This is a genomic window from Collinsella aerofaciens (assembly GCF_001404695.1).
Classification (GTDB): Bacteria; Actinomycetota; Coriobacteriia; order Coriobacteriales; family Coriobacteriaceae; genus Collinsella; species Collinsella aerofaciens_E.
The window spans coordinates 37,550-64,132 of the sequence record NZ_CZAQ01000002.1 but is presented as its reverse complement, the minus strand read 5'-3'; the positions used below and the strand labels follow the sequence as shown (position 1 = coordinate 64,132).

25 protein-coding genes and 2 tRNA genes are annotated in these 26,583 nt (G+C 60.1%); 17 read left to right on the top strand and 10 right to left on the bottom strand.

Going from position 1 to position 26,583, the window contains the following annotated elements; all coding sequences use genetic code 11:
• From AQ996_RS01115 to rplA, 8 genes are all read left to right on the top strand, one after another.
• Positions 1 to 77 (top strand) — tRNA-Met (locus AQ996_RS01115).
• 96 nt (positions 78 to 173) lie between these two features.
• A complete protein-coding gene (gene tuf / locus AQ996_RS01110; protein ID WP_035137538.1) occupies positions 174 to 1,364 on the top strand; it encodes an elongation factor Tu in 1,191 nt (396 codons plus the stop codon).
• 279 nt (positions 1,365 to 1,643) lie between these two features.
• Positions 1,644 to 1,793, top strand: a complete 150-nt coding sequence (gene rpmG, locus AQ996_RS09585) for a 50S ribosomal protein L33 (RefSeq protein WP_022093895.1) — start codon at positions 1,644 to 1,646, stop codon at positions 1,791 to 1,793.
• Positions 1,794 to 1,806: 13 nt separating this feature from the next.
• A tRNA-Trp gene (locus AQ996_RS01105) sits at positions 1,807 to 1,882 on the top strand.
• Between the two features lie 76 nt (positions 1,883 to 1,958).
• Complete coding sequence (gene secE, locus AQ996_RS01100; protein WP_022093894.1) at positions 1,959 to 2,297, top strand: preprotein translocase subunit SecE; 339 nt, start codon at positions 1,959 to 1,961, stop codon at positions 2,295 to 2,297.
• A gap of 3 nt (positions 2,298 to 2,300) precedes the next feature.
• Entirely contained in the window at positions 2,301 to 2,837 is a 537-nt protein-coding gene (gene nusG, locus AQ996_RS01095; protein WP_006234984.1) for a transcription termination/antitermination protein NusG, read from the top strand.
• Positions 2,838 to 2,957: 120 nt separating this feature from the next.
• Positions 2,958 to 3,386, top strand: coding sequence for a 50S ribosomal protein L11 (rplK, locus tag AQ996_RS01090; protein WP_022093893.1), 429 nt, complete (start codon positions 2,958 to 2,960; stop codon positions 3,384 to 3,386).
• A 117-nt stretch (positions 3,387 to 3,503) separates the two neighbouring features.
• Positions 3,504 to 4,211, top strand: coding sequence for a 50S ribosomal protein L1 (gene rplA, locus AQ996_RS01085; RefSeq protein WP_022093892.1), 708 nt, complete (start codon positions 3,504 to 3,506; stop codon positions 4,209 to 4,211).
• Positions 4,212 to 4,335: 124 nt separating this feature from the next.
• Here the strand turns inward: rplA and AQ996_RS01080 are convergent, their stop codons facing one another.
• The 9 genes from AQ996_RS01080 to AQ996_RS01040 all read right to left on the bottom strand — a co-directional run bounded on the left by AQ996_RS01080 (position 4,336) and on the right by AQ996_RS01040 (position 14,403).
• A complete protein-coding gene (locus AQ996_RS01080; protein ID WP_055250284.1) occupies positions 4,336 to 5,046 on the bottom strand; it encodes a metallophosphoesterase family protein in 711 nt (236 codons plus the stop codon).
• Positions 5,043 to 6,959 (bottom strand): BMP family ABC transporter substrate-binding protein, encoded by a 1,917-nt coding sequence (locus tag AQ996_RS01075; RefSeq protein ID WP_055250282.1) that lies wholly within the window; start codon positions 6,957 to 6,959, stop codon positions 5,043 to 5,045. Before AQ996_RS01075 ends, AQ996_RS01080 begins: the two co-directional genes overlap by 4 nt.
• Positions 6,960 to 7,050: 91 nt before the next feature.
• On the bottom strand, positions 7,051 to 7,818 hold the full coding sequence (locus tag AQ996_RS01070; protein ID WP_055250280.1) for a mechanosensitive ion channel family protein: 768 nt from the start codon (positions 7,816 to 7,818) through the stop codon (positions 7,051 to 7,053).
• 336 nt (positions 7,819 to 8,154) lie between these two features.
• Positions 8,155 to 8,949, bottom strand: coding sequence for an ABC transporter ATP-binding protein (locus AQ996_RS01065; protein ID WP_055250279.1), 795 nt, complete (start codon positions 8,947 to 8,949; stop codon positions 8,155 to 8,157).
• Complete coding sequence (locus tag AQ996_RS01060; protein WP_055250277.1) at positions 8,942 to 9,865, bottom strand: ABC transporter permease; 924 nt, start codon at positions 9,863 to 9,865, stop codon at positions 8,942 to 8,944. The genes AQ996_RS01065 and AQ996_RS01060 overlap by 8 nt, the downstream gene beginning before the upstream one ends.
• 204 nt (positions 9,866 to 10,069) lie before the next feature.
• Positions 10,070 to 11,050, bottom strand: a complete 981-nt coding sequence (locus AQ996_RS01055; RefSeq protein WP_055250275.1) for an ABC transporter substrate-binding protein — start codon at positions 11,048 to 11,050, stop codon at positions 10,070 to 10,072.
• Positions 11,051 to 11,210: 160 nt separating this feature from the next.
• Positions 11,211 to 11,996: a hypothetical protein gene (locus AQ996_RS01050; protein ID WP_055250273.1), complete on the bottom strand. Its 786-nt coding sequence runs from the start codon at positions 11,994 to 11,996 to the stop codon at positions 11,211 to 11,213.
• A 258-nt stretch (positions 11,997 to 12,254) separates the two neighbouring features.
• Complete coding sequence (gene asnS / locus AQ996_RS01045) at positions 12,255 to 13,658, bottom strand: asparagine--tRNA ligase (RefSeq protein ID WP_055250271.1); 1,404 nt, start codon at positions 13,656 to 13,658, stop codon at positions 12,255 to 12,257.
• A gap of 181 nt (positions 13,659 to 13,839) precedes the next feature.
• Positions 13,840 to 14,403, bottom strand: coding sequence for a PTS sugar transporter subunit IIA (locus AQ996_RS01040; protein WP_040359007.1), 564 nt, complete (start codon positions 14,401 to 14,403; stop codon positions 13,840 to 13,842).
• A 243-nt stretch (positions 14,404 to 14,646) separates the two neighbouring features.
• Here AQ996_RS01040 and AQ996_RS01035 point away from each other — a divergent pair, with 243 nt between their 5' ends.
• From AQ996_RS01035 to AQ996_RS01015, 5 genes are all read left to right on the top strand, one after another.
• Complete coding sequence (locus tag AQ996_RS01035; RefSeq protein ID WP_055250270.1) at positions 14,647 to 15,546, top strand: alpha/beta hydrolase; 900 nt, start codon at positions 14,647 to 14,649, stop codon at positions 15,544 to 15,546.
• 473 nt (positions 15,547 to 16,019) lie between these two features.
• On the top strand, positions 16,020 to 18,380 hold the full coding sequence (gene feoB, locus AQ996_RS01030) for a ferrous iron transport protein B (RefSeq protein WP_055250268.1): 2,361 nt from the start codon (positions 16,020 to 16,022) through the stop codon (positions 18,378 to 18,380).
• Positions 18,381 to 18,500: 120 nt separating this feature from the next.
• A complete protein-coding gene (locus AQ996_RS01025; protein WP_055250267.1) occupies positions 18,501 to 19,697 on the top strand; it encodes an MFS transporter in 1,197 nt (398 codons plus the stop codon).
• A gap of 154 nt (positions 19,698 to 19,851) precedes the next feature.
• Positions 19,852 to 21,228 (top strand): alpha-amylase family glycosyl hydrolase, encoded by a 1,377-nt coding sequence (locus AQ996_RS01020; RefSeq protein ID WP_055250265.1) that lies wholly within the window; start codon positions 19,852 to 19,854, stop codon positions 21,226 to 21,228.
• A 3-nt stretch (positions 21,229 to 21,231) separates the two neighbouring features.
• Complete coding sequence (locus AQ996_RS01015; protein WP_055250263.1) at positions 21,232 to 21,795, top strand: DNA-deoxyinosine glycosylase; 564 nt, start codon at positions 21,232 to 21,234, stop codon at positions 21,793 to 21,795.
• Position 21,796: 1 nt separating this feature from the next.
• Here the strand turns inward: AQ996_RS01015 and AQ996_RS01010 are convergent, their stop codons facing one another.
• Positions 21,797 to 22,456: a hypothetical protein gene (locus AQ996_RS01010; protein WP_055250261.1), complete on the bottom strand. Its 660-nt coding sequence runs from the start codon at positions 22,454 to 22,456 to the stop codon at positions 21,797 to 21,799.
• 92 nt (positions 22,457 to 22,548) lie between these two features.
• On the opposite strand from AQ996_RS01010, the gene AQ996_RS01005 reads away from it, so the two are divergent.
• The 4 genes from AQ996_RS01005 (at position 22,549) to AQ996_RS00990 (ending at position 26,414) form a co-directional block, all read left to right on the top strand.
• Positions 22,549 to 23,685, top strand: a complete 1,137-nt coding sequence (locus AQ996_RS01005; RefSeq protein WP_055250259.1) for a pyridoxal phosphate-dependent aminotransferase — start codon at positions 22,549 to 22,551, stop codon at positions 23,683 to 23,685.
• 504 nt (positions 23,686 to 24,189) lie between these two features.
• The gene (gene rplJ, locus AQ996_RS01000; protein ID WP_055250258.1) at positions 24,190 to 24,711 is read left to right on the top strand and encodes a 50S ribosomal protein L10; all 522 of its coding nucleotides are present in this window, start codon (positions 24,190 to 24,192) and stop codon (positions 24,709 to 24,711) included.
• A 102-nt stretch (positions 24,712 to 24,813) separates the two neighbouring features.
• Positions 24,814 to 25,191, top strand: a complete 378-nt coding sequence (gene rplL, locus AQ996_RS00995) for a 50S ribosomal protein L7/L12 (RefSeq protein WP_006235005.1) — start codon at positions 24,814 to 24,816, stop codon at positions 25,189 to 25,191.
• Positions 25,192 to 25,505: 314 nt separating this feature from the next.
• The gene (locus AQ996_RS00990; RefSeq protein WP_055250255.1) at positions 25,506 to 26,414 is read left to right on the top strand and encodes a UTP--glucose-1-phosphate uridylyltransferase; all 909 of its coding nucleotides are present in this window, start codon (positions 25,506 to 25,508) and stop codon (positions 26,412 to 26,414) included.
• The last annotated feature ends 169 nt before the right edge of the window (positions 26,415 to 26,583 follow it).

Below are 26,583 nucleotides of genomic sequence, written 5' to 3'. Positions count from 1 at the left end.
GGCGGTGTAGCTCAGTTGGTTAGAGCACACGGTTCATACCCGTGGCGTCACTGGTTCGAATCCAGTCACCGCTACCATAGGTAACACGGTGGCTTCTCAATAGTATGTTGAGAGGCCACTATGGTATAAAGGCAAAGTCCCGTCCGGGGACGACCTGTTAAGAGGAGGGCTTTATGGCCAAAGAGAAGTTTGAGCGCACTAAGCCGCATGTTAACATCGGCACCATTGGTCACGTCGACCACGGCAAGACCACGCTGACCGCTGCCATCACCAAGGTTCTCTCCGAGACCGAGGGCTGCAAGGCTGACTTCACTGCGTTCGAGAACATCGACAAGGCTCCCGAGGAGCGCGAGCGCGGCATTACGATTTCCGTCTCCCACGTTGAGTACGAGACCGCTGCCCGTCACTACGCTCACGTTGACTGCCCGGGCCACGCTGACTACGTCAAGAACATGATCTCCGGCGCTGCTCAGATGGACGGCGCTATCCTGGTCATCGCTGCTACCGACGGCCCCATGGCTCAGACCCGCGAGCACATCCTGCTCGCCCGTCAGGTCGGCGTTCCCTACATCGTCGTCTTCCTGAACAAGTGCGACATGGTCGACGATGACGAGCTCATCGACCTCGTCGAGATGGAGACCCGTGAGCTCCTCTCCGAGTACGATTTCCCCGGCGACGACATCCCCGTCATCCGTGGCTCCGCTCTGGGCGCTCTCGAGGGCGACGCCAAGTGGATGGACGCCATTCGCGAGCTCATGAAGGCCGTCGACGAGTACATCCCGACGCCTGCTCGTAACAACGACCTCCCGTTCCTGATGGCCGTTGAGGACGTTATGACCATCTCCGGCCGTGGTACCGTTGCTACTGGCCGTGTCGAGCGCGGTGAGCTCAAGCTCAACGAGCCCGTCGAGATCGTCGGCATCAAGGATACCCAGAACACCGTCGTTACCGGTATCGAGATGTTCCGTAAGTCCATGGACTTCTGCGAGGCTGGCGACAACGTCGGTCTGCTGCTCCGCGGCATCAAGCGTGAGGACATCGAGCGCGGCCAAGTTCTCTGCAAGCCCGGTTCGGTTACCCCGCACACCAAGTTCACCGGCGAGATCTACGTTCTGACCAAGGAGGAGGGCGGCCGTCACACCCCGTTCTTCGATGGTTATCGTCCTCAGTTCTACTTCCGTACCACCGACGTTACCGGTACGGTCAAGCTCCCCGAGGGCACCGAGATGGCTATGCCTGGTGACCACATCACCATCGAGGGCGACCTCATCCACCCGATCGCCATGGAGGAGGGCCTGCGCTTCGCTATCCGCGAGGGTGGCCACACCGTCGGTTCGGGCATCGTCTCCACGATCATTGAGTAAATTAGCTCTTTGATATAGCTGACTTAGAGAACCCGGCACTTATATGGGTGCCGGGTTCTTTTCTGCAATGGATATTGAGCCGTTGCTGGTGTCGAGAGGATCGATAATGGTCCTGGATGCACCGTCGATTAGCTCTCGATGGCTTCATTGATGTGTTCCAAATATGAATGGATCCACCGAGAACCAATTGACTCGAGGTTTTCATTGACAGCACTTACGTGGAGCTGATAAAGTAACAACTCGTGCCCGTACGGGGCGGAAATGAAAGGTTCAGGATACATGCGTACTCTAGTTACTCTTGCGTGCACTGAGTGCAAGCGCCGCAACTATACGACCACCAAGAACAAGTCGACCATGCCTGATCGTATGGAGATCAAGAAGTATTGCCCCTGGTGCCGTCACCACACGCTGCACAAAGAGACTCGCTAGTCTCTAGTCACATACGCCAGTAGTTCAATTGGTAGAGCATCGGTCTCCAAAACCGAGTGTTGAGGGTTCGAGTCCTTCCTGGCGTGCCAGTCATTATTCCGTAAGCTCCCACTTGGGGGCTTACGGTTTACTCATGTATAAGCGCATTGCGCGGAGGTAACCCAAATGGCCAACAAGAAGAACAAGAAGAAGGCTCAGCAGCCGGCACCTGCCAACAGCGCTGCCGCCAACTCCAAGGTTGAGGCCAAGAAGGCCGTTGCCAAGAAGAACGAGAAGGCTGCGAAGTCCAAGAAGAACGAGAAGCCTGGTTTCTTCGCCCGCACCAAGAAGTATTTCGCTTCGGTCAAGTCCGAGATGAAGCGTGTCACGTGGCCCGATAAGAAGGAGCTCGTGAACTACTCGGTCGTCGTTTGCGCTTCTCTGGTCGTCGTCGGCGTCGTCATCGCTCTGCTCGATGCTGGCTTTGGCGAGGCTCTTGCTCTGTTCTCTGGATTGAGGGGCTAAACCATGTCTAAGCGTTGGTACGTCGTTCACACTTACTCCGGATACGAGAACCGCGTAAAGTCCGATCTCGAGCATCGTATCGAGACCATGGGCATGCAGGACCGTATCTTTGATATCGAGATTCCTATGGAGCGCGTCACCGAGATCAAAGAGGGTGGCAAGCGCGAGACCAAGGATTCCAAGATCTTCCCGGGTTATGTCCTGGTCCGCATGGAGATGGATGACGATGCTTGGACGTGTGTTCGCAACACGCCCGGCGTCACCGGTTTCCTAGGCGGCAACGGCAAGCCCGCTCCGCTTTCCCGTGACGAGTACAACAAGATGACTCGTCGTCCCGGTAAGGGCGATTCGCCCAAGCGCACCTCGGTTGATATTCAGGTCGGCACGTCCGTCCGCGTCACCGATGGCCCGCTTACCGACTTTGATGGCAAGGTCTCCGAGGTTAACACCGAGGCAGGCAAGCTCAAGGTCACGCTGATGATCTTTGGCCGCGAGACGCCGGTCGAGCTCGACTTTAACCAGGTCGCTGTCATCGCTTAAGTTTTCGTCCGTTCGCGCGAGCGTGCTTCTTCTGTGACTGCTCATCTCAGGAGTGCTTCTAACACGTGCGTGCTTACGATATAGCAAGTACTTCACACTCGTGATTCGAAAGGAATGACCATGGCTGAGAAGAAGGTTGCCAACGTCATTAAGCTCCAGATTCCTGCTGGTGCAGCTAACCCCGCTCCTCCCGTCGGCCCCGCCCTGGGCGCTGCTGGCGTGAACATCATGCAGTTCTGCCAGGCCTTTAACGCCGAGACGCAGGACAAGAAGGGCGACATCATCCCCGTTGAGATCTCTGTCTACGAGGATAAGTCCTTCTCCTTCATCACCAAGACCCCGCCGGCGGCTCACCTCATCAAGAAGGAGCTGAACCTCAAGTCTGGTTCCGCTAAGCCCCAGGCCGACAAGGTTGGTCAGCTCTCCCAGGAGCAGCTCACCAAGATCGCCGAGATCAAGATGCCGGACCTCAATGCTAACGACATTGACGCCGCCAAGAAGATCATCGCCGGTACCGCCCGTTCCATGGGCGTCACCATCGCTGAGTAGCGATTTCTTATGGTAACGACGGGTGCTCCGACCGGGGCGCCCGTTAAATGTGTGCAATAGGGCATACGATACGATGTGGGAGGGCTCACGCCCGTTTAACCACAGGAGGTAATGCACATGGCTAAGCATGGTAAGAGCTATAACGCCGCTGCCGAGAAGATCGACCGCGCCACGCTCTACACCCCCCTTCAGGCTGCCAAGCTCATTAAGGAGCTCGACACCGCCAAGTTCGACGAGACCGTCGAGGCCCACTTCCGTCTGGGCATCGATACTCGTAAGGCTGACCAGAACATCCGTGGTTCCATCTCCCTGCCCCACGGCACCGGCAAGACCGTTCGTGTTGCCGTCTTCGCCGAGGGCGAGAAGGCCCGCGAGGCTGAGGCTGCCGGCGCCGACATCATCGGTTCCGACGAGCTCGTCGCCCAGATTCAGAAGGGCGAGATCAACTTCGACGCCGCTATCGCTACGCCGAACATGATGGCCAAGGTTGGCCGCATCGGTAAGATCCTTGGTCCCCGTGGCCTCATGCCGAACCCCAAGCTCGGCACCGTGACCATGGACGTCGCCAAGATGGTCTCCGAGCTCAAGGCTGGCCGCGTTGAGTACCGCGCCGACCGCTACGGCATCTGCCACGTGCCCCTGGGCAAGAAGTCCTTCTCTGAGCAGCAGCTCGTCGAGAACTACGCTGCCCTGTACACCGAGATCCTGCGCGTCAAGCCCTCTTCTGCTAAGGGCAAGTACGTCAAGTCCATCTCCGTGTCTTCCACCATGGGCCCTGGCGTCAAGGTCGATCCCGCTGTCCAGCGTGACTTCCTGGCTGAGTAACTGCTAGTTACTGCCTGAGCAAAGCAAGCATTGCTAAAGAAACCCGGTTCTGCCTTGTGCAGGACCGGGTTCTTGCTATCGCGTCAAAACCACCACAAAGGGGACGGTGTCCCCTTTGTGGTGGTTACCAGGGTGTTCTGGCTGTTGAGGACTCGATGGCATCGTGGCGTTTGAGCTCGCGGCGCATGGTTTGCGAATTGAGCCAGGCTGCCTGCCAGCCACGGATGGGGTAGCGCGTCTGGTCGAGCTCAAACTGCGTATAGCCGCAGGCGTTGATGATCGTCGTTCCACACACATGCTGCCGCTCGCGCTGAAAATCGTAACCGTAGCTTTGGTGTACATGCCCATGCACCATGTAGTCGGCCCCCCAGGACTCAAGCGCCGTGTTAAAGCACTCAAACCCTCGATGCGGCAGATCGTCCAGATCACCCATACCGGCGGCGGGTGCATGGGTAAGCAGAATGTCGCAGCCGCCGACCATCCTCACTTTGCGGGACAACTTGCGCATACGCTTGGCCATCTCGCGCTCGGTGTACATGTTGGCGCCGTCGCGATAACGCATGGACCCGCCAAGGCCCGCAATGCGAATCCCTCGGTACGTGTACACGCTGTCTTCCACGCAGATACATCCGCCCGGTGCATGACGTGCGTAGCGGTCATCGTGATTGCCGCGCACGTAGATGAGCGGTTTGTTGATGACCGTAACCAAAAACTCAAGATAGTCCGGGTCCAGATCGCCGGCGGACAAAATCAGGTCGACACCCTCAAAGCGTTCCTTGCGAAAGCACTCCCAAAGGCATCGTTCTTCGGTATCGGCTATGGCAAGGATCTTCATAGGGCGGTAACTCCCGGCTCATCGTCGAGCTGCGGAATGGTGCCTACCACGTTGTCCGCCAGCCAATTCATCTCGACAATCTGCGTGCTCGGCAGCGGAGGGAAGCCTTCGATCTGTACCACGCCGCTCTGGCTGTGGAGCTCGCCGCCAAAGGGGTTGATGGAACCCTCGACAATGCCGTTGCGGAGCAACTGCACGAGTTTGCGCGTCTGGTAGGGTAGGCCCGGAGCGTAACGGATGTCGATAACGCCGGAGCTCATGCCGTACCAGTAGTTGACGGCGCGCACTTGGTTGTCGTCGCTGGTCTCGTCCCACGTGCCGTGCAGAAGGCTGCGAACGATGAGCTCGTAGTAACGGCCCCAGTTCCATACGGGCATGGCGATGCCGGTGACTTTGCCGTCGACCAAGCGGTGAAGCCCGCAGGCCGTTGGGTCTTCGAGCGACTTTGACATGTCAGCGCCGGTCATGACACTCACGCCTTCGCGGCACATGGCCTCGGCAAGACCACCGGCGGGTACATCGCCCCAGGTCAGGATAATTTGCGCGCGGGGGTCGAGCAGCGAGGCGCCAATCGCAAAGGCATTGATCTCGCTGAGCGCGCCGGATGCGAAGACCGACGCGTGGTAGCCGATGCGGTGGTTGTCCGCCATGCTGGCGGCAAGGGCGCCCAGCAGAAACTTGGCCTCGTACATCTTGCCAAAGTACGAACGGACGCTTTGGTGGGGAAGGCCGATAGAGCAGTTAAGGAACCGAACCTGGGGATACTCAACGGCAGCTCTGAGCGTGTATTCCATCAGGCGGTGCGAGGTCGAGAAGATGACGTTGTCTCCATGTTTGACAGCCGTTTCCACGGCGGCGTAGAACACGTCCGGATCGTGACAGTCTTCGAACGCCTCGGTGCGCACGATACCGTCAAAGTGCTCATCGAGATACTGACGTCCTTGGTCGTGCAGACTGTCCCAGCTCGACGCCGCACAGGGGAACTCATGGATAAAGGCGATACGCAGGGGGTTGGCCGCCGAATAGACAGTCTTGCCCATAAAGAAGTTGAGCACGCCGGAGGTGGACTTGGCGGGCGACTCCTCCTCATCGACGCTCGGCGCTTCGACAAGATCGACCTTGTCCTCGTCGTTTTTGCCGGCAATGACCAGCTCGCGCCAAATCTTGCACAGGCGGTTTACGACGATATCCGTCGGCGTATCCAGCAGGCGGTCCTGGTTGTACACATTGAGGTAGACGAGCATGGCGTCGGCGGGCGTAATGTCCAGGTGGTCGCCGCCTGCGCGAAGGTAGGCGCGCTTAAAGAGCAGGAAGGTGTGGCGCAGGTAGTCGACCTTTTTCTGCGGCCATTTTTCGATAAGGTTCCGACCGAGCATCTTGGCGAGCGTCTCGTAGCTTCCCTCACGCGAGAACTCGATTTCGTATAGGGGGCAGACGCGCCAAAACGCGCAGAATTCACCGTACAGGCGGCTTTCGACGGAATCCCATGTGCCGGGGTAGAGACGGGTGACCCTGGCCGAAACCGTTGGAGCGTCCAGGAATTTGAGGACACTGACGCGTTTGTTGCCTTCCTGGACATAGAACCGATGCATGAACTCGGTGACGATGATGGGATCGCGATAGCCCTCGGTTACCTGGATGTCGTAGAGGTTGGACCACTTGCGGGCGAACTCAGTGTTAAACGGCAGCAGGGGCATAAAGTTGCATGAAAAGGCGGACTGACGGCCTTTGGTGACTGTGCCGACGACCATTTCGAGCGGAATATCCCTTAGGCCGACATTCTCTCGCTGACCTAAGGGGAGCTGGGCAACGAGGCTGTCGAGGTCCGTAAGGTACGGGTGCTCGCTTTGGCTGATGGCGCGACGGCGTCCCTGCTCGCCGCGCTTGCGTGCTTGACGATAGGCCTCTTCCATGATGTTGCTCCCTTAGTCGTTTAAACAACTATATGAACCATGGTACCACGAATGAAAACCACCACAAAGGTGCCTGTCCCTTTTTGGCGGGTTAGGCGATGATGGGGGCGATGGCACGGATGCAGGCGTCGGCTGCCGTGAAAGTAGTGCTGTCGTCGCTGACGATAAAGATGATCTTTCCTTTGATGCCAAAGTCGCCGATTTCGCTAAAGAGCACGTAGGGCTCCTTGTCAAAGCCCGAGATGGGCGAGACGGCCGTTTTGGTTGCGCTCGTGAGCTCGTCTGCCAGCGCGTCAAGGGAAGCCCACTTAGACGTGTCCTTTACGGCAACGGGCACGGCCACGCGTCCAAAGGGCATCAAATGCACGAGCGTGTTCTTGGAGATGTTGGAGTTGGGCACAATGATGGTCTGTCCACAGGCATCCTCAATCGTTGTATGGCGCCAAGTGATGTCTTGGACCACGCCCGACACACCGCCGACCTCGATATTGTCGCCGGGTTTGATGATGCCCATAAAGGTCACCTGCATGCCGCCGATAAGGTTTGATAGCGTGTCCTGAAAGCCGAGCGAGATGGCGATGCCGCCGACGCCAAGAGCGGCGACGAGCGCGTTTGCGTTAATGCCAAAGCAGTTGTCGAGGATAAAGCTGCCGCCGATCATCCAGATGACGGCGCGCGCGATGTTGATGAAGATACTCGATGCCGGAAGCGGGTTATCGTCTCGGTTAAGCAGATGGTTCAGGGTCTTGGATACGACCTTGGCGGCGACGGCGGTGCCTATCGCCAAGATGACGGCCCAGATGATGTTGTGGACCCACCGTTGCTCAAAGAAATGAAGAATCGGCTCAAACAATTCCATGTAGGGAAAACCTCCTTATGATCGTCCAACCATGATACCCACCAAGAAGCCCGTCCGATCACATCGGACGGGCCGATAACTTGAGATGGGGTGGCCGCGGTGGCGTAAGCTGGGGCGCCGGCGAGCACGCCGGCAAGGAGTGCGGCGGTCAAGGCGAGACGGGGAAGAGAGCTTCTCGTGGCAGTTTCCTTAGTCCTTAACCAGTAGTTCCTGCTGACGCTGGATTATCGACATAATATGCGAAAACCGCCGCAAGGGCGTCTGTCCCTTTGCGGCGGTTTTGACGTTTGCGCAGATAAAACCTACCAAAATAAACCTGTCCCTTTTTGGCAGGTTTTAGCTCAGCAGCATGCGGTCGTTGGCGAGCTCGCCGCCCGAGACCTCCTCGAACTTCTGCAGCAGGTCGGCTACGGTGAGCGACTTCTTCTCATCGCCCGCCACGTCGTAGATCACGTGGCCTTCGTGCATCATGATCAGACGGTTGCCCAGACGGATGGCGTCGTTCATGTTGTGCGTGACCATGAGCGTGGTCAGGTGGTTCTCGTCGACGATCTCCTCGGTCAGGTTGAGCACCTTAGAGGCCGTCTTGGGGTCGAGGGCCGCGGTGTGCTCGTCGAGCAGCAGCAGGCGCGGCCTGGTGAGCGTGGCCATCAGCAGGGTGAGTGCCTGGCGCTGGCCGCCCGAGAGCAGGCCGACCTTGGCGTTGAGACGCGTGTCCAGACCAAGGTCCAGGCGCTTGAGCAGCTCAACGTACTCGTCCTTCTCGGCCTTGGTGACGCCCCACGAAAGACCGCGACGCTGGCCACGGCGCTTGGCGAGGGCCAGGTTCTCGGCGATCTGCATGTCGGCTGCGGTGCCGCGCATGGGGTCCTGGAACACGCGGCCCAGGTACTTGGCACGCTGCGACTCGCTCAGGCGCGAGATATCGGTGCCGTCAAGCTCGATAACGCCCGAATCGAGCGGGTACACGCCGGCGATCATGTTGAGCAGCGTGGACTTGCCGGCGCCGTTGCCGCCGATCACGGTTACAAAGTCGCCGTCATTCAGGGTGAGGTCGACGCCGGTGAGCGCGCGCTTCTCGGTGACGGTGCCCTTGTTAAAGGTCTTCTTGACGTGCGAGAGCTTAAGCATCTGCCTCATCCCCCTTCGTGTAGGAGCTGCGGAGCTTATAGCGCTCCCAAACCACGGGCACGCACAGGGCCACGGCGACGATCACGGCGGAGAGCAGTTTCATGTCGTTGGCGTCCATGCCCATTTGCAGCACGATGGCGCGGATAAGGAAGTAGACCACGGAGCCAAAGACGGCAGAGGCTAGGCGGACGCTAAACTGCGTGAGTCCGCCGGGCAGCAGGCGGCCGAGCACCTCGCCGATAACAATGGCGGCAAGACCGATAACGATGGCACCGGTGCCCATGCCAATGTCGGCGTACTTCTGGCTCTGGCAGATGAGCGCGCCCGAAAGGCCGATGAGGGCGTTGGAGAGCACGAGGGCGATCATCTTGGTGGAGTTGGTGTTGACGCCCAGAGCGCGGATCATGTACTCGTTGTTGCCGGTGGCGCGCAGCGCCGAGCCTATCTCGGTGCCAAAGAACCAATACAGGATGGCAACGATAGCCACGGCGAGCAGGATGCCCAAGATGATGGCAACGGTGGACTGCGGCAGACCGGTCATATTGCTGACGGCCGAGAACACGGTGCCCTTGGCAAGAATGGGCGTATTGGACTTGCCCATGATGCGTAGGTTGATGGACCACAGGCTGATCTGGGTGAGGATTCCGGCGAGGATCGCGGGAATCTCAAAGACGGTGGTCAGAATGCCCGTGACGGCGCCCGCGATGGCGCCGGCGCACATGCCAGCCAGCACGGCGAGCAGCGGGTCGACGTTGTTATTGACGATGAGTACAGCGCAGACGCAGCCGCCGAGGGCAAAGCTGCCGTCGCAGGTCATATCGGGGATGTCGAGCAGGCGGAACGTGATAAACACGCCAAGCACCATAATGCCCCAGAGGACGCCCTGCGAAACGGCGCCCTGCAATGCAATGAGCATGCTTCATACCTCCTAGGATAGGGTGGACACGTGATTTTCCATAATAGCGGTACCAGTGCATAAAAGAGCTGCGGACGGATGTTTTGTCTCATCCGAAACAAGCAGGGCGAACGCCGGTCTTTAGCGTTCGCCCCAAGGACTCAGATATTGAATAACGCGGCTGTGGCGCGCGTGCGGGCCCTAGACGCGTTACCGCGCATGGCGCTACTCGTCCAGAGCGGAAAGGTCGATGCCTAGGGCCTCGGCCATCTCGTCGTTCTTGACGACGACCAGGTCCTTGCTCGAGAGGTGCTTGATCGGCATATCCTCGGGCTTGGCCTCGCCCTTCAGGATCTTAACGGCCATCTCGCCCGCGGCGTAGCCCAGGTCCTTATAGTTGATGGAGAGGGTGAACAGGCCGCCGGCCATGCACATACCCTCCTCGCCGGTCACGAAGGGGAGCTTATTCTCCTTGCAGATCTGGCCGACCTGCGAGGCACCCGCGGCGATGGTGTTGTCGGTGGGGGAGTACAGCGCGTCGACCTTGCCCACGGCAGACTCGACGACGGACTGAATCTCGTTGGAGCTCGAGACGGTGAAATCGGTGTACTCGAGGCCCAGCTTGTCGAGCTCCTTCTTGGCGGCCTTGATCTGGACGTCGGAGTTGGACTCGGCGGTGCAGTAGAGCAGGCCGACCTTTTTAACGTCGGGCAGGACCTTCTGCATCATCTCGAGCTGCTCGGCGACCGGGGTGAGGTCGGAAGCGCCCGTGACGTTGGTGCCGGGCTTGTCGTTGTCCTGGACCAGGCCGGAGGCGGCGTAGTCGGTGATGGCGCAGCCCACGATGGGGATATCGGCCGTGGCGCCGGCGGCAGCCTGCGCGGCGGGCGTGGCGATGGCATAAATCAGGTTGACGTTGTCGCCCACAAACTTGTCGGCAATGGACTTACACGTGGACTGGTCGTTCTGGGCGTTCTTCTGGTCGATCTTGACCTTAAGGCCGCTCTCCTTGATGGCCTTGACAAAGCCGTCGTTGGCGGCATCGAGTGCGGAGTGCTCGGTGAGCTGCAGAACGCCGATGGTGTAGTCGGAACCGGCGGCAGCAGAGCCGGAACCAGAGTTGCCGCCGCACCCGGCGAGCGGGGCGAGCGCGAGCAGGCCGGCGGAGACCAGAAGGCTCCTGCGACTGATGGTGATGTCCTTCATATCATTACCCCCAGTATAAAAATGGCTGGAAACACTGCACTGGGACAAAGTGCAAGTGGAACTATAGTAGCGCTGATGTCCATTTTTACAACAGCCTGGCGGGTTTTTTAATACAGAATCGGATGGGCGGTACGGGTAGTCGAATGGGCGGCGGAGGGTCTTATGCGGCGGAGGAGGCGTCGTCCTCGTCCAGGGCGGCGAAGAGCTTCTTGCCGTCGAGCAGGCGCGTGCTGACGTTTCTCATACGGGCGATCTCGACGGTGCGCAGCGTATCGTCGGTGCCTCGGGCGTCGTAGACCGTTCCCAGCAGATACGAGATGCCATCGCGCTGCCTGATGGCAAAGGGACGGAGTGTCATCCGTGCTGCTTCGGTTTCGCCGCGTGTCGTGACGCTCGAAATATCAAAACTCACCGTGGTTCCGTGGTCGATGGCCTGCTCGACGAGCTCGCACGTGTCGATGCGCTTGATGGGCGTGCGTGTTGCCTTGGTAGCCTTGCTGCCTGCGCTTGGAGCGGGTTCGGGTGTATCGAGGTAGCCGCGAACGTCGGCGCTCGCCATGGCAACTAAGTGCTGCGCCATGCTCTTGCGGATAGCGATAGGCGTGGAGCGGTTGCGCATGACCATACCGTGGAGCCGGATGATCTCTTCATCGGTGAGCGGGCGGGTAAGAAGTTTGTAGCCCACGCCGCGTTTGTACTCAATTTCGTATCCGGCATGGCGAAGCGCGGAGATGGCGGTGTAGATGCTGCGCCGCGCCGCCGAGATGGGCATGCGGGCGGGGTCGTCGGGATGGGCGAGGCGCCGGATCAGCTCATCGGAAAGCATGGCCATGTCTTCGCCGGTGTTTTCGCTCAAGAGCTGCAGGATACGAACGGCGCGATAGGCTGCCATCGAGGCGGCGCCTCTCGTCGTGGTGTCGTAGGTTTCAACAGCGGCTTCGGTCATGGTGCCCACGTCCTTTCCGTTTTGGGTGGCGACGGTATGGAGCCTAGGACGCGGGGCTTTCCCAGGGGCGCAGGGCGCTCTGGGCGGTCGGTAGCCGTCGGCAAACGGCGGGTTGAGTTTTCAACAGCCCTGCTCAACTGACCAAAAACTTGCCAAAAGCTTGACGGATGCTGTTGAAAAAAGCGCCTCTCGACCGATGTCGAGAGGCGCTTGTGCGATGAGCGTTGGCGTGTGGCGACGCGAGCTAGCGTCCGACGATTAGAAGTCGGCGTTGCCCACGGTGCGCGGGTGCGGCAGGACGTCGCGGATGTTGCCCACGCCGGTCAGATACATGACCAAGCGCTCGAAGCCCAGACCGTAGCCGGCGTGCTTGCAGGAACCGTAGCGGCGCAGGTCAAGGTAGTACTTGTACTGCTCGGGATTCATGCCCAGGTCCTTGATGCGGGCCTCGAGCAGATCCAGGCGCTCCTCGCGCTGGGAGCCACCGATGATCTCGCCGATGCCCGGCACCAGGCAGTCGGCGGCGGCGACGGTCTTGCCGTCGTTGTTCATGCGCATGTAGAAGGCCTTGATCTCGGCCGGGTAGTCGGTCACAAAAGTCGGTCGCTTAAAGTGTTCCTCGGTCAGGAAACGCTCGTGCTCGGTTTGCAGGTCGATGCCCCAGCTCACGGGATAGTCAAACTTGTGACCGGCGGCGACGGCCTGCTCCAGGATTTCGACGGCCTCGGTATAGGTGACGCGGGCGAAGTCGGAGTTGGCGACATGGTCCAGGCGCTCGAGCAGACCCTTGTCCACAAACTTGTTGAGCATATTGAGCTCGTCGGGGCAGGTTGCCATGACGTCCTTGAGGACATACTTGAGCATGGCCTCGGCGTTATCCATGTAGTCGTTAAGGTCGGCAAAGGCCATCTCGGGCTCGATCATCCAAAACTCGGCGGCGTGGCGCGTGGTGTTGGAGTTCTCGGCACGGAAGGTGGGGCCAAAGGTGTACACGTCGCCAAAGGCCATGGCAAAGTTCTCGGCATTGAGCTGGCCGGACACGGTGAGGCTTGCATGCTTGCCAAAGAAGTCCTGGCTCCAGTCGACCTCGCCGGACTCGGTGAGGGGCGGATTTTTGGGGTCGAGCGTGGTCACGCGGAACATCTCGCCGGCGCCCTCGCAGTCACTCGTGGTGATGATGGGGGTATTGACGTAGACAAAGCCCTGCTCCTGGAAGAAGCGGTGGATGGCGGCAGCCGCGACAGAGCGGATGCGGAACACGGCGCGGAACAGGTTGGTGCGCGGGCGCAGGTGCTGCTGGGTGCGCAGGAACTCGACGGTTGCGCGCTTCTTCTGCAGCGGGTAATCCGGGGCGCTCGTGCCCTCGACCTCGATGGAGGTGGCAGAAAGCTCGAAAGGCTGGGGCGCATCGGGGGTCAGCTTGACGGTGCCGGTGCAAATGAGTGCGGCCGAGACGTTTTGATGGGCGATCTCGTCGTAATTGTCGAGTGCCTCGCGGTTCATGACGACCTGCAGGTCGCGGAAGCAGCTGCCGTCGTTGAGCGTAACAAAGCCAAAGTTCTTCATGTCGCGGACGGACTTGACCCAGCCGGCGACGGTGACGGTCTGGCCGCCGAGCGACTCGGCATCAGCATAGAGCTGCGCGATTTTGGTGCGGTTCACGTATCCTCCCATAACGGTTGAATGATAGTTATCCATACAGTTCGATATTCTAGCAGCTCGGCTCATTTGGGCTATACAGATAAGGCATTGGCGGGATGGTTTTTCAAACGAAAAGTGCCCGCGGCCAAATGGTCGCGGGCACTTGACGAGGTGTCTTTTGGCTGTGTGGCGCGGGGCCTGGCTACTTGGTCTTGGCTACCAGCAGCGGGTCGCCAAGCTTGACGAGCGGGTTGCCGCCAATAAGCGTTCCAGACTCGCCGACATGGTCGATGCTCTTAAGACGATCGAGCTCGGAGACAATGACGGTCACGATGTCCTCGTGACCAGCGGCCTTAATGGCCTCGCGGTCGAAGCTGATGAGCGGCTGGCCTGCCTTGACCACATCGCCCATCTCGACAAAGCGGGCAAAACCCTTGCCGTTCATTTCCACGGTGCCCAGGCCAACATGGATGAACACGCGAAGACCGTCCTCGGTGATCATGCCAATGGAGTGGTTGGTGACAGTGGTGGCGCCGATGCGGCCGTTGGCGGGCGCATAGATGGTGCCGGTAATGGGCTCGATGCCATAGCCCTGGCCAAGCATGCCCGAGGCGATCGTCTCGTCGGGAACCTCGTTCAGGTTGACGAGCACGCCGTTGACGGGGGCATAGATGACGCCTTCGCGGGTAGCGAAGCTTGCTGCGGGCGGAACGGACGCCTCGCCGGTCGAGGTGAAGGTGGACTTAAGCGAATCGAGCAGACCCATAGTTGCCTCCAACTTAAATAGGCGCATATCGCGCGTTTGGTTTGCCGGAAACGTTTCACATGTGTTTCGCGGCTTGGTCAACGCCCCTATTCTACGCTGCTCAACGATACCTCTGAACTGGGATTATGTGATATATCAGTTGAAGGGAAACTTATTGCCGGAGTGTTTCTGCGCCACGGGTTCAAGTGGGGTACGCTTGAAGGCGAAAAACAAGGGCGCATAATTTGCGCGAAGGGAGCACATATGATTGTCGAGAACCATGCGCTGTGGGGCGAGGAGCCGACCGAGGAATATCCGGCGACGTTTACGTATTTGGGTGCCGAGCCGCTGCCCGATAAACCGAATGGCCGCCGCCCCGCGGTGATCATCTGCGGCGGAGGCGGGTTTACGCATATCGCTCCGCACGAGCAGGACCCGGTGGCGTTTGCATTTTTGGATCGCGGCTACCAGGCCTTTGTGCTCAACTATGTCACGAGTTCTACGGGTGACGTGAGCTTTCCGCACCCCCAGGCAGATCTTGCCAAGATGGTCGCCACGGTGCGCGCCAACGCCGACGAGTGGCATGTCGATCCTAAGCGCGTGTGCGTCGTGGGATTCTCGGCGGGCGGTATGATCTGCGCTTCGCTGGCAACGCAATGGAAGACTGGTCCCTTCGCGGGCTTGGCAGGGGCGCGTCCGGACGACATTCGTCCCGATGCCGTGGTGCTGGGCTATCCATTGCTCGACTTTGCCTATGTGCGCGACATGCAGACGCGCGATCCGCGCATTGACTTGCGCGTGCCCAAGACGGGCGGCAAGACGGGGCGCGATTTGCTCAACGACTATCTGTCGATGGTGACGGGTGGCGAGGCAACTGACGAGCATCTGGCCGACATCTGCCCCACCACGCATGTTTCGCGTCAGATGCCACCGACCTTTGTGTGGGGCGTGTCCGACGACAAGACGGCGCCGATCGCGCAGGTCTATCCGTTTGCCCAACGCATGGCGGAGGAGGGCGTCGCTTGCGAGATGCACGTCTTTGACCAGGGCGGTCACGGCCTTTCGCTCGGCAACGCCAACACCGCGGTCGACAACGAGGACAAGCAGGTGGCAGTCCGCCCTTGGATTCGCCTAGCCTTCCGCTTCCTGGAGCGCCATCTGTAAGAGTCTCGGCATCCCAGCCCTTCAATAACTTGCGGTGAAATAGTTCCTATCTGGGGCATCAACCAGTCCATCCAGGAACTATTCCACCGCAACTTTGTTTTTGATGCCCCGCCCGGAAACTGCGTCCCAGTTTTGCCTTTCAAGGTGGGACGCAGTTTCCCATAGGGCCTCGACTGGGAAAGTGCGTCCCGTTTCGAGTGGGGATTCCGGGATGCATTTTCCGTAAGAGGCCTGTTTGGGAAACCATATCCCGTTTCGAGCCAGAATTCTGGGATGTAGTTTCCCCGAGAGGCCTCATCGGGAAACTATGGCCCTGAACTCTCCTGCCTGTCCCCATTGCGCCAATCTGCTGATTGAACGTCGTTGTGTGTTCACGCTATCATGTAAGCTTAAAATTGGTTAGCCATGGCAAACGGTTAGCCATGGTGAACATAAATACAACGCCCTGTGGGCGCCGGGGGAGGAACGCGGACGTGAGGCTCGATACACTCGAGATTGGAAAGGACGCCGTTGTCGCATCGGTGGCATCGGACGATCAGGCACTCCGACAGCATATTTTGGACATGGGTCTAACGCCGGGCACCGAAGTCACCATGATGAAGTACGCCCCCATGGGCGATCCGCTCGAGATCCGCCTGCGTGGCTACGAGTTGACACTGCGCAAGGACGATGCCGCTCGCATCGAGCTCGTGGGTATTCACGACACCGATACGGGTCCGCGCGCTAACGCCGCAATCGGCACGACGGAGCATCCGGCCCTGGGCGAGGGGACGTATTCGCCCCGTGCGGCAAAGACGGCCGTGCCCGAGGGCGCGCCGCTGCACTTTGCCCTCGCCGGCAACCAAAACTGCGGCAAGACCACGTTATTCAACCAGCTGACGGGCTCCAACCAGCACGTCGGTAACTTTCCCGGCGTGACGGTCGACCGCAAAGATGGCACCATCCGCAACCACCCCGAGGCAAGCGTTACCGACCTGCCTGGCATCTATTCGCTGTCGCCGTACACGGGCGAAGAGATCGTGAGCCGTCAATTCATCCTTGACGAAAACCCCGACGCCATCATCGACATCATCGACGCCACCAATATCGAACGCAACCTGTACCTGACGCTACAGCTTATGGAGCTCGACCGCCCCATGGTCATCGCGCTCAACATGATGGACGAGGTGACCGCCAACGGCGGCGCCGTGGACGTCAACCTGCTCGAGAGCCTGTTGGGCGTGCCCGTTGTTCCCATTAGCGCTGCCCGCAACGAGGGTATCGGCGAGTTGGTGGACCACGCCCTGCACGTGGCGCGGTTCCGCGAGCGCCCTGGTCGCCTGGACTTTTGCGCGCCCGACGGTCCGGACGGCGGTGCGCTGCATCGCTGCATCCACGGCATTGCCAACCTGATCGAGGACCATGCCGTGACGGCGCACATCCCGGTGCGCTTTGCGGCGACCAAGCTGGTCGAGGGCGATGAGCTGGTAACCGAGGCGCTTCACCTGGATCGCAATGAGCTCGACGCTATCGAGCACATCATTACCCAGATGGAAGGCGAGGCCGGCACCGACCGCCTATCTGCGCTGGCCGATATGCGTTTTAGCTTTATCGGCGACGTGTGCGGGCGCTGCGTCGTCAAGCCGCACGAGAGCCGCGAGCACGTGCGCTCCGTCAAGATCGACCGCATCCTGACGGGTCGCTACACGGCCATTCCGGCGTTTCTGGTGATCATGGGCCTCGTCTTTTGGCTGACGTTTGGCGTGATCGGCGCGGCGTTGCAGGGACTTATGGAGGACGGTATCGCTGCCATCATCGCCTCGGCCGATGCGGGTCTCAAAGCGTTCGGCACCAACGACGTGGTGCGCTCGCTGGCTGTCGACGGCGTGCTTACGGGCGTGGGCAGCGTGCTGACCTTCCTGCCGATTATCGTCGTGCTCTTCTTGTTCCTCTCCATTCTGGAAGACTCCGGCTACATGGCGCGCGTGGCCTTTGTCATGGATAAAGTGCTGCGCCGCTTTGGCCTGTCGGGCCGCAGTTTTGTGCCCATGCTCGTCGGTTTTGGCTGCACCGTGCCGGCTATCATGTCGACCCGTACGCTCCCATCCGAGCACGACCGCAAGATGACGGTCATGCTCACGCCGTTTATGAGCTGCTCAGCCAAGCTGCCGGTTTACGGCTTGCTGTGCGGGGCGTTTTTCCCGCAGGCGACGGTTCCCGCCATGGTCTCGCTCTATCTGATCGGTATCGTGGTCGGCTGCGTCGCGGCTTTGGTGCTCAACCGCACGGCATTTAAGGGCGACCCGGTGCCGTTTATCATGGAGCTCCCCAATTACCGCCTGCCGAGCGTCAAGACGACGGTGATGCTGGCATGGGATAAGGCCAAGGACTTCATCACCAAGGCCTTTACCATTATCTTTGCCGCGACCGTGGTCATCTGGTTCCTTCAGACGTTCGACATCCGCTTTAACGTGGTCGCCGACCAGTCGCAAAGCCTGCTTGCCGGTCTGGGTAGCATCATCGCGCCGGTGTTGGCCCCGCTCGGCTTTGGCGACTGGCGCGCCTCGACGGCGCTCGTCACGGGGCTCATTGCCAAGGAGAGCGTCATCTCGACGCTCACGGTGCTTTTGGGCGCAACGTCGCCTGCGGCGCTGTCGACCATGTTTTCGCCGTTTACCGCCTACGTGTTCTTGGTCTTTACGTTGCTGTACCCGCCTTGTGTGGCGGCAATCGGCGCCGTCAAGAGCGAGTTGGGCGCGCGCTATGCCGTGGCCGTATTCGCGTTTCAGGTCGCCGTTGCCTGGATCGTGGCGTTTGTCGTGCATTCGGCGGGCATATTGCTGGGGTGGGCTTAGTTATGAATTGACGGCGCAACCTCTGTGTATCGAATTGTTTTCGGCCCCGCTTCTGTACTGACGGATGCGGGGCCGTTGCTATATAATCGCCTCCGCTCAAAACGATTGGAGACGTTATATATGACTCAGACAAGGCAAGACGGCATCACGCTCAGGCAGTGGCTCCCACTCGTCGGTCTCACCTGCTGTGCGTTCGTGTTCAACACGTCGGAGTTTATGCCCATCGGCCTTTTGACTGATATCGCCGCGTCGTTCTCGCTCACCGAGGCCCAGGCGGGCATCATGATCTCGGTCTATGCCTGGGGCGTCATGCTGCTGTCGTTGCCACTCATGGTGTTCGCTTCGCGTTTCGAGTTCAAGCGGATGCTGCTGGGCGTGCTTGCCGTGTTCTCGCTGGGCCAGTTCCTGTCCGCCTTGGCGCCGACCTATCCCATCTTAGTCTGCGCGCGCCTGGTGGTTGCCTGCGCGCACGCCGTGTTCTGGTCGGTCGCCTCGATCATGGCGTCGCGCCTGGTTGACACACGCCACGGGGCGCTCGCTATCAGCATGATCGCCACGGGCTCGTCCATCGCGCAGATCTTTGGCCTGCCTCTCGGTCGCGCCATTGGCTTGGCCGTGGGCTGGCGCATGACGTTTGCCGTGGTCGGGGGCCTCTCAGCCATCGCGGTCGTCTACCAGGCAGCGGTGTTCCCGGCCATGCCGGCGGGTGAGCGCTTTACCGTCAAACAGCTGCCCGAGCTGCTCAAGAACCCGCTCCTCATCGCGCTCTACGCAGTCACGGTCTTCATGGCGACCGGCTATTACGCAAGTTACAGCTATATCGAGCCCTTCCTGGCGCAGGTCGCGCACGTCGATGCGGGCGCCATTACCATGACGCTGACGGCGTTTGGCTGCTCTGGTTTGCTCGGAAGCTGGCTGTTTGGCCGCCTGTTCGATGGGCATCGCTTCCCGTTCTTGGCTATCACGCTCTCCGGCGTGCCGGTGGCCCTGCTGCTCATGGGGCCGGCCGCATCTTCGCTCGTGACAGTGCTTGCCGTCTGCGCACTGTGGGGTTGCTGCGCCACGGCCTTTAACGTGGCGTTTCAGGCCGAGCTCATCAAGTGCACGTCGGCAGATTCGTCGGCCGTCGCCATGTCGATCTTCTCGGGCCTGTTTAACCTCGGTATCGGCACGGGCACCGCAATCGGCGGCGCCGTGGTTTCGGGTCCCGGTATCGCTTGGATCGGCTTTGTGGGCGGGGCGATTGCCGTCGTGGGCGTTATCCTCGCCATCACGGTGATGTTCCCAGCCATCCGCCGCGCCAAGCCCGTCGCCTAGCCACGTCCCCTCATCAGTTGCGGTGGAATAGTTCCTGTTTAAGGCCTTTGAAGGCCCAAGCAGGAACTATTCCACCGCAACTTATTTTGGGGGAGGGGATGCGCGGCGGGCATACAATGGATGGCGTTGCGTGAAAGTTACCCGGGAGGCTGTTATGTGGGCATACGAGACGACGTTCTATCAGATCTATCCGCTGGGCTTTTGCGGGGCTCCGCGCGAAAACGCCGCGCCCGTTGCCGAGGATGAGCTCGCCCAGGCTGCCAACGCCGCGCCCAACCCCGATGCTCCTATCATGAAGGTCGCCCAATGGGCCGACTACATGCAGGAACTCGGCGTTGGCGCTGTGCTTATCAACCCACCGCTCGAATCTGATAGCCACGGCTACGATACACGCAGCCTGCGCCATATCGACCGTCGCCTGGGTGGGGACGCCGACTTTGCCGCCGTATGCGACACGCTGCATGCCCATGGCATCCGCGTGGTGCTCGATGCCGTCTTCAACCACGTCGGCCGCGGTTTTTGGGCCTTCCGCGATGTGCAGGAGCGCAAGTGGGACTCGCCGTACAAGGACTGGTTCCACATTAGCTTTGATGGCGATTCCTGCTATGGCGATGGCTTTTGGTACGAGGGCTGGGAAGGCCATTTTGAGCTTGTGAAGCTCAATCTGCAAAATCCCGCTGTGGTCGATTACCTGCTCGAGTCCGTGCGCCGCTGGGCCGAGGTCTTTGGCGTCGACGGCCTGCGCCTGGACGTTGCCTATATGCTCGACCGCGACTTTATGCGCCGCCTGCACGTCTTTACCCGTGAGCTCAAGCCCGACTTTGTGCTGATCGGCGAGACGCTCCACGGCGACTACAACCAAATCGTCAACGACGAGATACTCGACTCCTGCACCAACTACGAGTGCTACAAGGGCCTGTACTCCAGCTTTAACTCGGTCAACATGTTCGAGATCGCCCATTCGCTGCACCGCCAGTTTGGCGGCGATCCGTGGTGCATCTACCGCGGCAAACATCTGCTGTCGTTTGTCGACAACCACGATGTGCCGCGCCTGGCAAGTATCCTCACCGACAAGTCGTGTCTGCGTCCCGCCTACGGCATGCTCTTTGGCATGCCGGGCATCCCGTGCGTCTACTATGGCAGCGAGTGGGGAATTGCCGGCGAAAAGGGTGGCCCCGATGGCGACTGGGCGCTGCGACCTGCGCTCGATGAGCCTGCGCCCAACGAGCTGACGGCGTTCATCACGCAGCTTGCGCACCTTCGCTCGGCCGACGACGCGGCTGCCCGTGCTCTCAACTACGGTGCCTATCGCAACGTGGTGATCCAGAACAAGCAGCTGCTGTTCGAGCGCGCCTGTGACGGCGCGACGGTACTCGTGGCGGTGAATGCCGTGGGTGAGCCTTACACCTTTGGCGCCGGCGAGCTCAACGGGTCCTTCGTCGACCTGCTTGCCGACGATGCGCCCACGGTCGAGCTGACGGGTACCCTTGAGCTTGCACCCTACGAGGTGCGCTATCTGTTGAGAGCCTAGCCCATGGCCGTATCTGACGAGGGCTATCAACATATTGAGCATGGGTTTGAGCCCGTGTTTGACGAGCGCTCGCGCGTTTTGGTGCTCGGGTCGTTTCCCTCGGTGCTTTCGCGCGCCAATGCCTTTTATTACGGCAACCCTCAGAATCGCTTTTGGCGTGTGATGGCCACGTGCCTCGGTATACCTGTGCCGCCCAACGAGGGCGATCCTTTGGCAAACGGTGAGCCCGCGACGCTCGATGTCTCCATTGCCGCCAAGCGATCCATGCTGCTTAACGGCGGCGTAGCCCTGTGGGATGTGATCGAGAGTTGTGACATTAAGGGCTCGAGTGACGCGAGCATTCGCAACGTTGTACCGGCACATATCGGGCGCATTACCGATGCAGCTCCCATTGAGCAGGTGATATGCAACGGTGGTACGGCTGGCCGGCTCTACAAGCGCTATCTACAAGAACGCACCGGGCTGCCCGCCATCGTCCTGCCCTCGACAAGTCCTGCCAATGCGGCTTGGCGTCTTGAGCGCCTTGTTGAGCGTTGGCACGAAGCCATTGACTGGGGCGCCCTGTAATTTAGATATCTGATTGAGTATGGGCGCCGAGGCGTTTGATGATGGCGCGCCAGATTAGCGCGGGCACAGCAGGCCTAGCGCGCACCATGCCGTCGGTATCGACGCTACCGGCATTGCCACCGCCCAGCAGCTGCGCATGCTCAATGGAGCAGCCTATGCGCACGGCGCCCACAAGCTTATCCATCGCTTCCGAAAATGGTCGGCGCAAGAGGCCCATGCGTGGGGAATGGCGAAGCGCCGCGATGCCGCTGCCGGTGCAGGCGATAACGCCGCCGCACCACGTTAGCCTACGGAGTTCGCAAGCTTGGCGCAGGCGCTCGATGAGCATGCGCGCCCCCTCGGTACGCTCGTAGATGGCCTGAACGACGACATAGACGCGCGTCCCCGTATCGCCAAAGCGATTGAGTGCCTTCTCGATGTCTGTCACTGCCTCGTCATCGGGCATATCCTCAACGGCGAGCACGATGCCATCGGCGGTATCGGCGCTATTCGCCTTCAAGTCGACTGGATGGGGGAGTGCGGTGCCGGAAAGCTGCGCATAGGCTGCGATGGCATCCTGAAGGTCCCAGAGCAAAAACTCAAGATCGGCGCTATCGGGAATACTGATATACGCAATGGTGTGCAGTGTTTTTGGTACATCGCCGCGCGCGGTCGTCTCCATGCCATCTCCTTTCCGGCTCGTTTCCGTTTAGGTTACACCGTCTGGTGGCGCTGGGCGCGCTATCCTAGTGCAACCCTTACGAAAGGAACGCCATGCGTCTGCCCATGAATACCTCGCTTGCCACGCTCAAGCCCTCCGGCATCCGTCGGATTAACGCGCTCGCCGCCCAGCACCCGGGGTGCATTGCGCTTGCGCTTGGCGAGCCCGATTTTCCCACGCCCGATGTGATTAGCGCCGAGGTAACCGCCTCGCTGGACCGTGGCGACACGCACTATCCGCCCAACAACGGCCGCCCCGCCCTGCGCGAGGCGCTGTCCGAATATATGGGTGACGCGGGTCTGGAGCTTTCCGCCGATGAGGTCATCCTGACTGATGGCGCGACCGAGGCCCTGTCGGCAACATTCATGGCTATGCTCAACCCCGGCGACGAGGTCATTATTCCCACGCCGGCCTTTGGCCTGTACGAGAGCATCGTCGTAGCCAATCACGCCAAAGCGGTCTTTTTGGATACGGAGCCTGCGCAATTTCAGATTGACGAGGATGCGCTTCGCGCCTGTGTGACCCCGGCGACCAAGGCCATCGTTATCTGCTCGCCCAACAATCCTACGGGCTGCATCCTCAACACGGCGTCGCTCGACGCCGTGGCGCGCGTGGCAGAGCAGGCGGGCATCTACGTAGTCTGCGACGACGTATACAACCGTCTGGTCTATGTGGATGGCTACGAGCGCTTTGCCCAGCGCCATCCGGAGCTGCGCGACCAGACGGTGGTCATCGAGAGCTTCTCCAAGCCCTGGGCCATGACCGGCTGGCGCTTGGGTTGGCTCGCAGCCGCAGCCCCCGTCATCGCTGAGATCGCAAAGGCTCACCAATACTTAGTATCGAGTGCTGTCTCCTTCGAAATGGACGCCGCAGCCCGAGCCCTGACCGTCGACCCAACCCCCATGCTCAAAGTCTACCGAGCCCGCCGCGAACGCGTACTCGCAGCCTTAAACGCCATGGGCCTCGACGTAGTAGAGCCCGCAGGAGCCTTCTACACTTTCCCGAGCATCAAAAAGTTCGGCCTAACCAGCGAAGACTTCTGCATCAAAGCCATCGAAGAGGCAAACGTAGCCCTAGTCCCGGGCGACTGCTTCGGCACCGAAGGCCACATCCGCCTAAGCTACTGCGTCTCCGACAAAGACCTAGACGAAGGCCTCCGCCGCCTGTCCACCTTCCTTTCAACCCTGTAGCCCAACGGGACCCAACCCATCAGCCCACCGACCTAAGGGTTATGCGTGGGGCGCACCGGCCAACGGGCACGAGGATTCGCAACAAAGGCAACGTAGCTCCGGTCGGGAGGGGCAGGGCGAGTTTTCCGTAGATTCCGCACGAGCCGAAGGCCACTTAATGTGGCCTTCGTGCGAGCCCAGGACTTGACCGAGCGGAAAACTCGCCCTGCCCCTCCCGACCGGAGCGTATGCAGGGTTTGTGTGCGAATCCTCGTGCCCGTTGACCGACGCCGGGGTCCCCGCCATAATACTTTCGGTTCACGCACGAATCCGCTGCCAGAGACAGCCGGTGCAAACGGGCATCGCCCGCGAGCTTAATGGGACATCCCGCCAGCCGAGGTGGTCGAGTAGATATGTCTTCTCGCCCCCGTCGCTCATGCAGCGCGGGGGCTTTCTTTTTGGACATGCCCCCGTCACGTCCTTGTGGCGGACCGTGCCCGGAAAGAATTCGAGGAGGTGTAATTCATGCCCCAGCAGTACAAAATCGACAAGGTTGCAGAGATCGAGTCCCGTATCGCCGAGAACGCCGGTCTGTTCGTCGTCAACTACAACGGTCTGACGGTTAAGCAGGCTCAGGAGCTGCGTCATCAGCTTCGCGAGTGCGGCGCCGAGATGAAGGTCTACAAGAACAACCTGGTCAAGATCGCTCTCAAGAACCAGGAGCAGCCCGAGATCGACGAGATCCTCGCCGGCCCCGTCGCTTATGTGTTCTACGAGACCGAGCCGGTCGAGGCCGCTAAGGCCCTTAAGGACTTCTCCGCTAAGTCCAAGGGCGTCCTTGAGATCAAGGGCGGTATCTCCGACGGCAAGGCCGTTTCCGCTGATGATGTTAAGGCTATCGCCGAGCTGCCCACCAAGGATCAGCTTCTCGGCCAGATCGCCGGTCTCATCTCCGGTTTCGCTCGCGACATTGCTGTCTGCGTCAACGGCGTTTCCTCTGGTCTCGCTCGTTCGATCCAGCAGGTCTCCGAGCAGAAGGCAGCCTAGTCGCTGTTTTCACCCGCGGCGGCAACGCCGCACCCCTGGCGCATTCGCGCCGTGTTTTAACTGATCTCCGTGCACAGACACGGAAACCGAAAGGACTTAGAAATGGCTAAGCTTACCACCGATGAGATCATCGATGCTCTTAAGGAAATGACCCTTCTCGAGGCTTCCGAGCTCGTTAAGGCTATCGAGGACACCTTCGGCGTTTCCGCCGCTGCTCCTGCCGCTGTTGTCGCCGCTCCCGCTGCTGGCGCTGCTGAGGCCGAGGAGAAGACCGAGTTTGACGTCGTGCTCGAGGGCTTCGGCGACAACAAGATCCAGGTCATCAAGGCCGTCCGTGAGCTCACCAACCTTGGCCTGAAGGAGGCCAAGGAGGTCGTCGAGGGCGCTCCCAAGGCTGTTCTCGAGGGTGCCAAGAAGGAGGACGCCGAGGCTGCCAAGGAGAAGCTCGAGGCTGCTGGCGCTGCTGTCACCCTCAAGTAATCAGGCTTTCTCGCCAGATTTCTTTGCAGACGGGGTTCGCATTGCGAGCCCCGTCTTTTTTGTTTTTCGGTCCCTCGGCATCGGTTGCTCAAACTGCCATGTTCTGTGATTTGCGTCGTATCGGGTGCCCTGCCGTTGGGCAATAAAATTGCACCATTCGAGCAATAATTTGCGTTGACCTGCTGAAGAATTGTCTCTGCCTTGTAGCGACATATAGTTCCAGCGGTAAGATGCTTGGGTATCGCAATTTGGTCTGCGGCTGTGTGCCGCACGCATGGGGCGCTTTTGCGCCTGCGAAAGGATCTTTGAATAACATGAAGGCAATCATCCCCGCCGCCGGTCTTGGCACGCGTTTTCTGCCTGGCACCAAGTGCACGCCCAAAGAGATGCTGCCGGTGCTCGACAAGCCCGTCATTCAGTACGTCGTCGAGGAGGCACTCGACCCCGAGGAGGTCGACGACGCCATCATCGTTACTTCTCCCGGTAAGCCTGAGCTACTGAACTACTTCCAGCCCGATCGCTCGCTCGAGAACCTGCTGCGCGAGCGCGGCAAGAACGCCTATGCCGACGCCGTCGCCCACGCTGGCGGTATGCCGGTCGACTTCCGTTATCAGTACGAGCCCAAGGGCCTCGGCCATGCTATTCGCTCTGCCGCCGACGCCGTGGCAGGGGAGAACTTCCTGGTTCTTCTGGGCGACTACGTTGTGCCTAACCGCGACATCTGCGACAAGATGCTCGCCGTTTCCAAGGAGCACGGTGGCGCTTCGGTTATCGCCGTCGCTGCTTGCTCGCCCGAGGAAGTCAGCCGCTACGGCGTTATCGCCGGTGAGCGCGTCGGTTCGCTCGAGGGTGCCGAGGACGTTGCCGATGCAGAGCCGGGCGCTGTCTGGCGCATCGGCGGTCTGGTCGAGAAGCCCGCTCCCGAGGCGGCTCCGTCCAATCTGTACATCGTCGGTCGCTACCTGCTGAGCCCGCTGGTCATGGACCTGCTGGCAGATCAGCAGGCCGGCAAGGGCGGCGAGATCCAGCTCACCGACGCCATGGCCCGTTCGCTCGACCGCGAGGCCATGTATGCCGTCGTCATTGACCCGCTGTCGGGCTACGACACCGGCACTCCCTCTGGCTGGATGGCCACCAACGCCCTCATGGCCGCAAGCGACCCCCGCTTTGCCGATGCCTTCTGGGATGCCATCGACGAGCGCGGCGGATTGATGCGCAAGTAAGCCTTCGGGCATCGACATTTACGGGCGCGGACCTCGGTTCGCGCCCGTTTTTTATAAGAGCTGCGATTGCCGGCTCTCTGTTCACAGAAAATATATGAACAGATGTTCGATACACATACATCTACCTGCGTGTTTTCTGTCGAAAAACTTTGCTACTCCAAAAACTCAA

What these genes read in the sequence shown, in the direction of transcription:
- AQ996_RS01025 (WP_055250267.1), top strand. Translation starts at nt 18,501, where the DNA reads ATGACTCAGACAAGGCAAGACGGCATCACGCTCAGGCAGTGGCTCCCA.
- rplL (WP_006235005.1), top strand. Translation starts at nt 24,814, where the DNA reads ATGGCTAAGCTTACCACCGATGAGATCATCGATGCTCTTAAGGAAATG.
- AQ996_RS01075 (WP_055250282.1), bottom strand. Translation starts at nt 6,959, where the DNA reads ATGGAAGAGGCCTATCGTCAAGCACGCAAGCGCGGCGAGCAGGGACGC.
- rplJ (WP_055250258.1), top strand. Translation starts at nt 24,190, where the DNA reads ATGCCCCAGCAGTACAAAATCGACAAGGTTGCAGAGATCGAGTCCCGT.
- AQ996_RS01035 (WP_055250270.1), top strand. Translation starts at nt 14,647, where the DNA reads ATGATTGTCGAGAACCATGCGCTGTGGGGCGAGGAGCCGACCGAGGAA.
- AQ996_RS01020 (WP_055250265.1), top strand. Translation starts at nt 19,852, where the DNA reads ATGTGGGCATACGAGACGACGTTCTATCAGATCTATCCGCTGGGCTTT.
- secE (WP_022093894.1), top strand. Translation starts at nt 1,959, where the DNA reads ATGGCCAACAAGAAGAACAAGAAGAAGGCTCAGCAGCCGGCACCTGCC.
- rpmG (WP_022093895.1), top strand. Translation starts at nt 1,644, where the DNA reads ATGCGTACTCTAGTTACTCTTGCGTGCACTGAGTGCAAGCGCCGCAAC.
- AQ996_RS01050 (WP_055250273.1), bottom strand. Translation starts at nt 11,996, where the DNA reads ATGACCGAAGCCGCTGTTGAAACCTACGACACCACGACGAGAGGCGCC.
- nusG (WP_006234984.1), top strand. Translation starts at nt 2,301, where the DNA reads ATGTCTAAGCGTTGGTACGTCGTTCACACTTACTCCGGATACGAGAAC.
- AQ996_RS01080 (WP_055250284.1), bottom strand. Translation starts at nt 5,046, where the DNA reads ATGAAGATCCTTGCCATAGCCGATACCGAAGAACGATGCCTTTGGGAG.
- AQ996_RS01055 (WP_055250275.1), bottom strand. Translation starts at nt 11,050, where the DNA reads ATGAAGGACATCACCATCAGTCGCAGGAGCCTTCTGGTCTCCGCCGGC.
- rplK (WP_022093893.1), top strand. Translation starts at nt 2,958, where the DNA reads ATGGCTGAGAAGAAGGTTGCCAACGTCATTAAGCTCCAGATTCCTGCT.
- AQ996_RS01065 (WP_055250279.1), bottom strand. Translation starts at nt 8,949, where the DNA reads ATGCTTAAGCTCTCGCACGTCAAGAAGACCTTTAACAAGGGCACCGTC.
- AQ996_RS00990 (WP_055250255.1), top strand. Translation starts at nt 25,506, where the DNA reads ATGAAGGCAATCATCCCCGCCGCCGGTCTTGGCACGCGTTTTCTGCCT.
- AQ996_RS01010 (WP_055250261.1), bottom strand. Translation starts at nt 22,456, where the DNA reads ATGGAGACGACCGCGCGCGGCGATGTACCAAAAACACTGCACACCATT.
- rplA (WP_022093892.1), top strand. Translation starts at nt 3,504, where the DNA reads ATGGCTAAGCATGGTAAGAGCTATAACGCCGCTGCCGAGAAGATCGAC.
- tuf (WP_035137538.1), top strand. Translation starts at nt 174, where the DNA reads ATGGCCAAAGAGAAGTTTGAGCGCACTAAGCCGCATGTTAACATCGGC.
- AQ996_RS01060 (WP_055250277.1), bottom strand. Translation starts at nt 9,865, where the DNA reads ATGCTCATTGCATTGCAGGGCGCCGTTTCGCAGGGCGTCCTCTGGGGC.
- AQ996_RS01040 (WP_040359007.1), bottom strand. Translation starts at nt 14,403, where the DNA reads ATGGGTCTGCTCGATTCGCTTAAGTCCACCTTCACCTCGACCGGCGAG.
- AQ996_RS01070 (WP_055250280.1), bottom strand. Translation starts at nt 7,818, where the DNA reads ATGGAATTGTTTGAGCCGATTCTTCATTTCTTTGAGCAACGGTGGGTC.
- AQ996_RS01015 (WP_055250263.1), top strand. Translation starts at nt 21,232, where the DNA reads ATGGCCGTATCTGACGAGGGCTATCAACATATTGAGCATGGGTTTGAG.
- AQ996_RS01005 (WP_055250259.1), top strand. Translation starts at nt 22,549, where the DNA reads ATGCGTCTGCCCATGAATACCTCGCTTGCCACGCTCAAGCCCTCCGGC.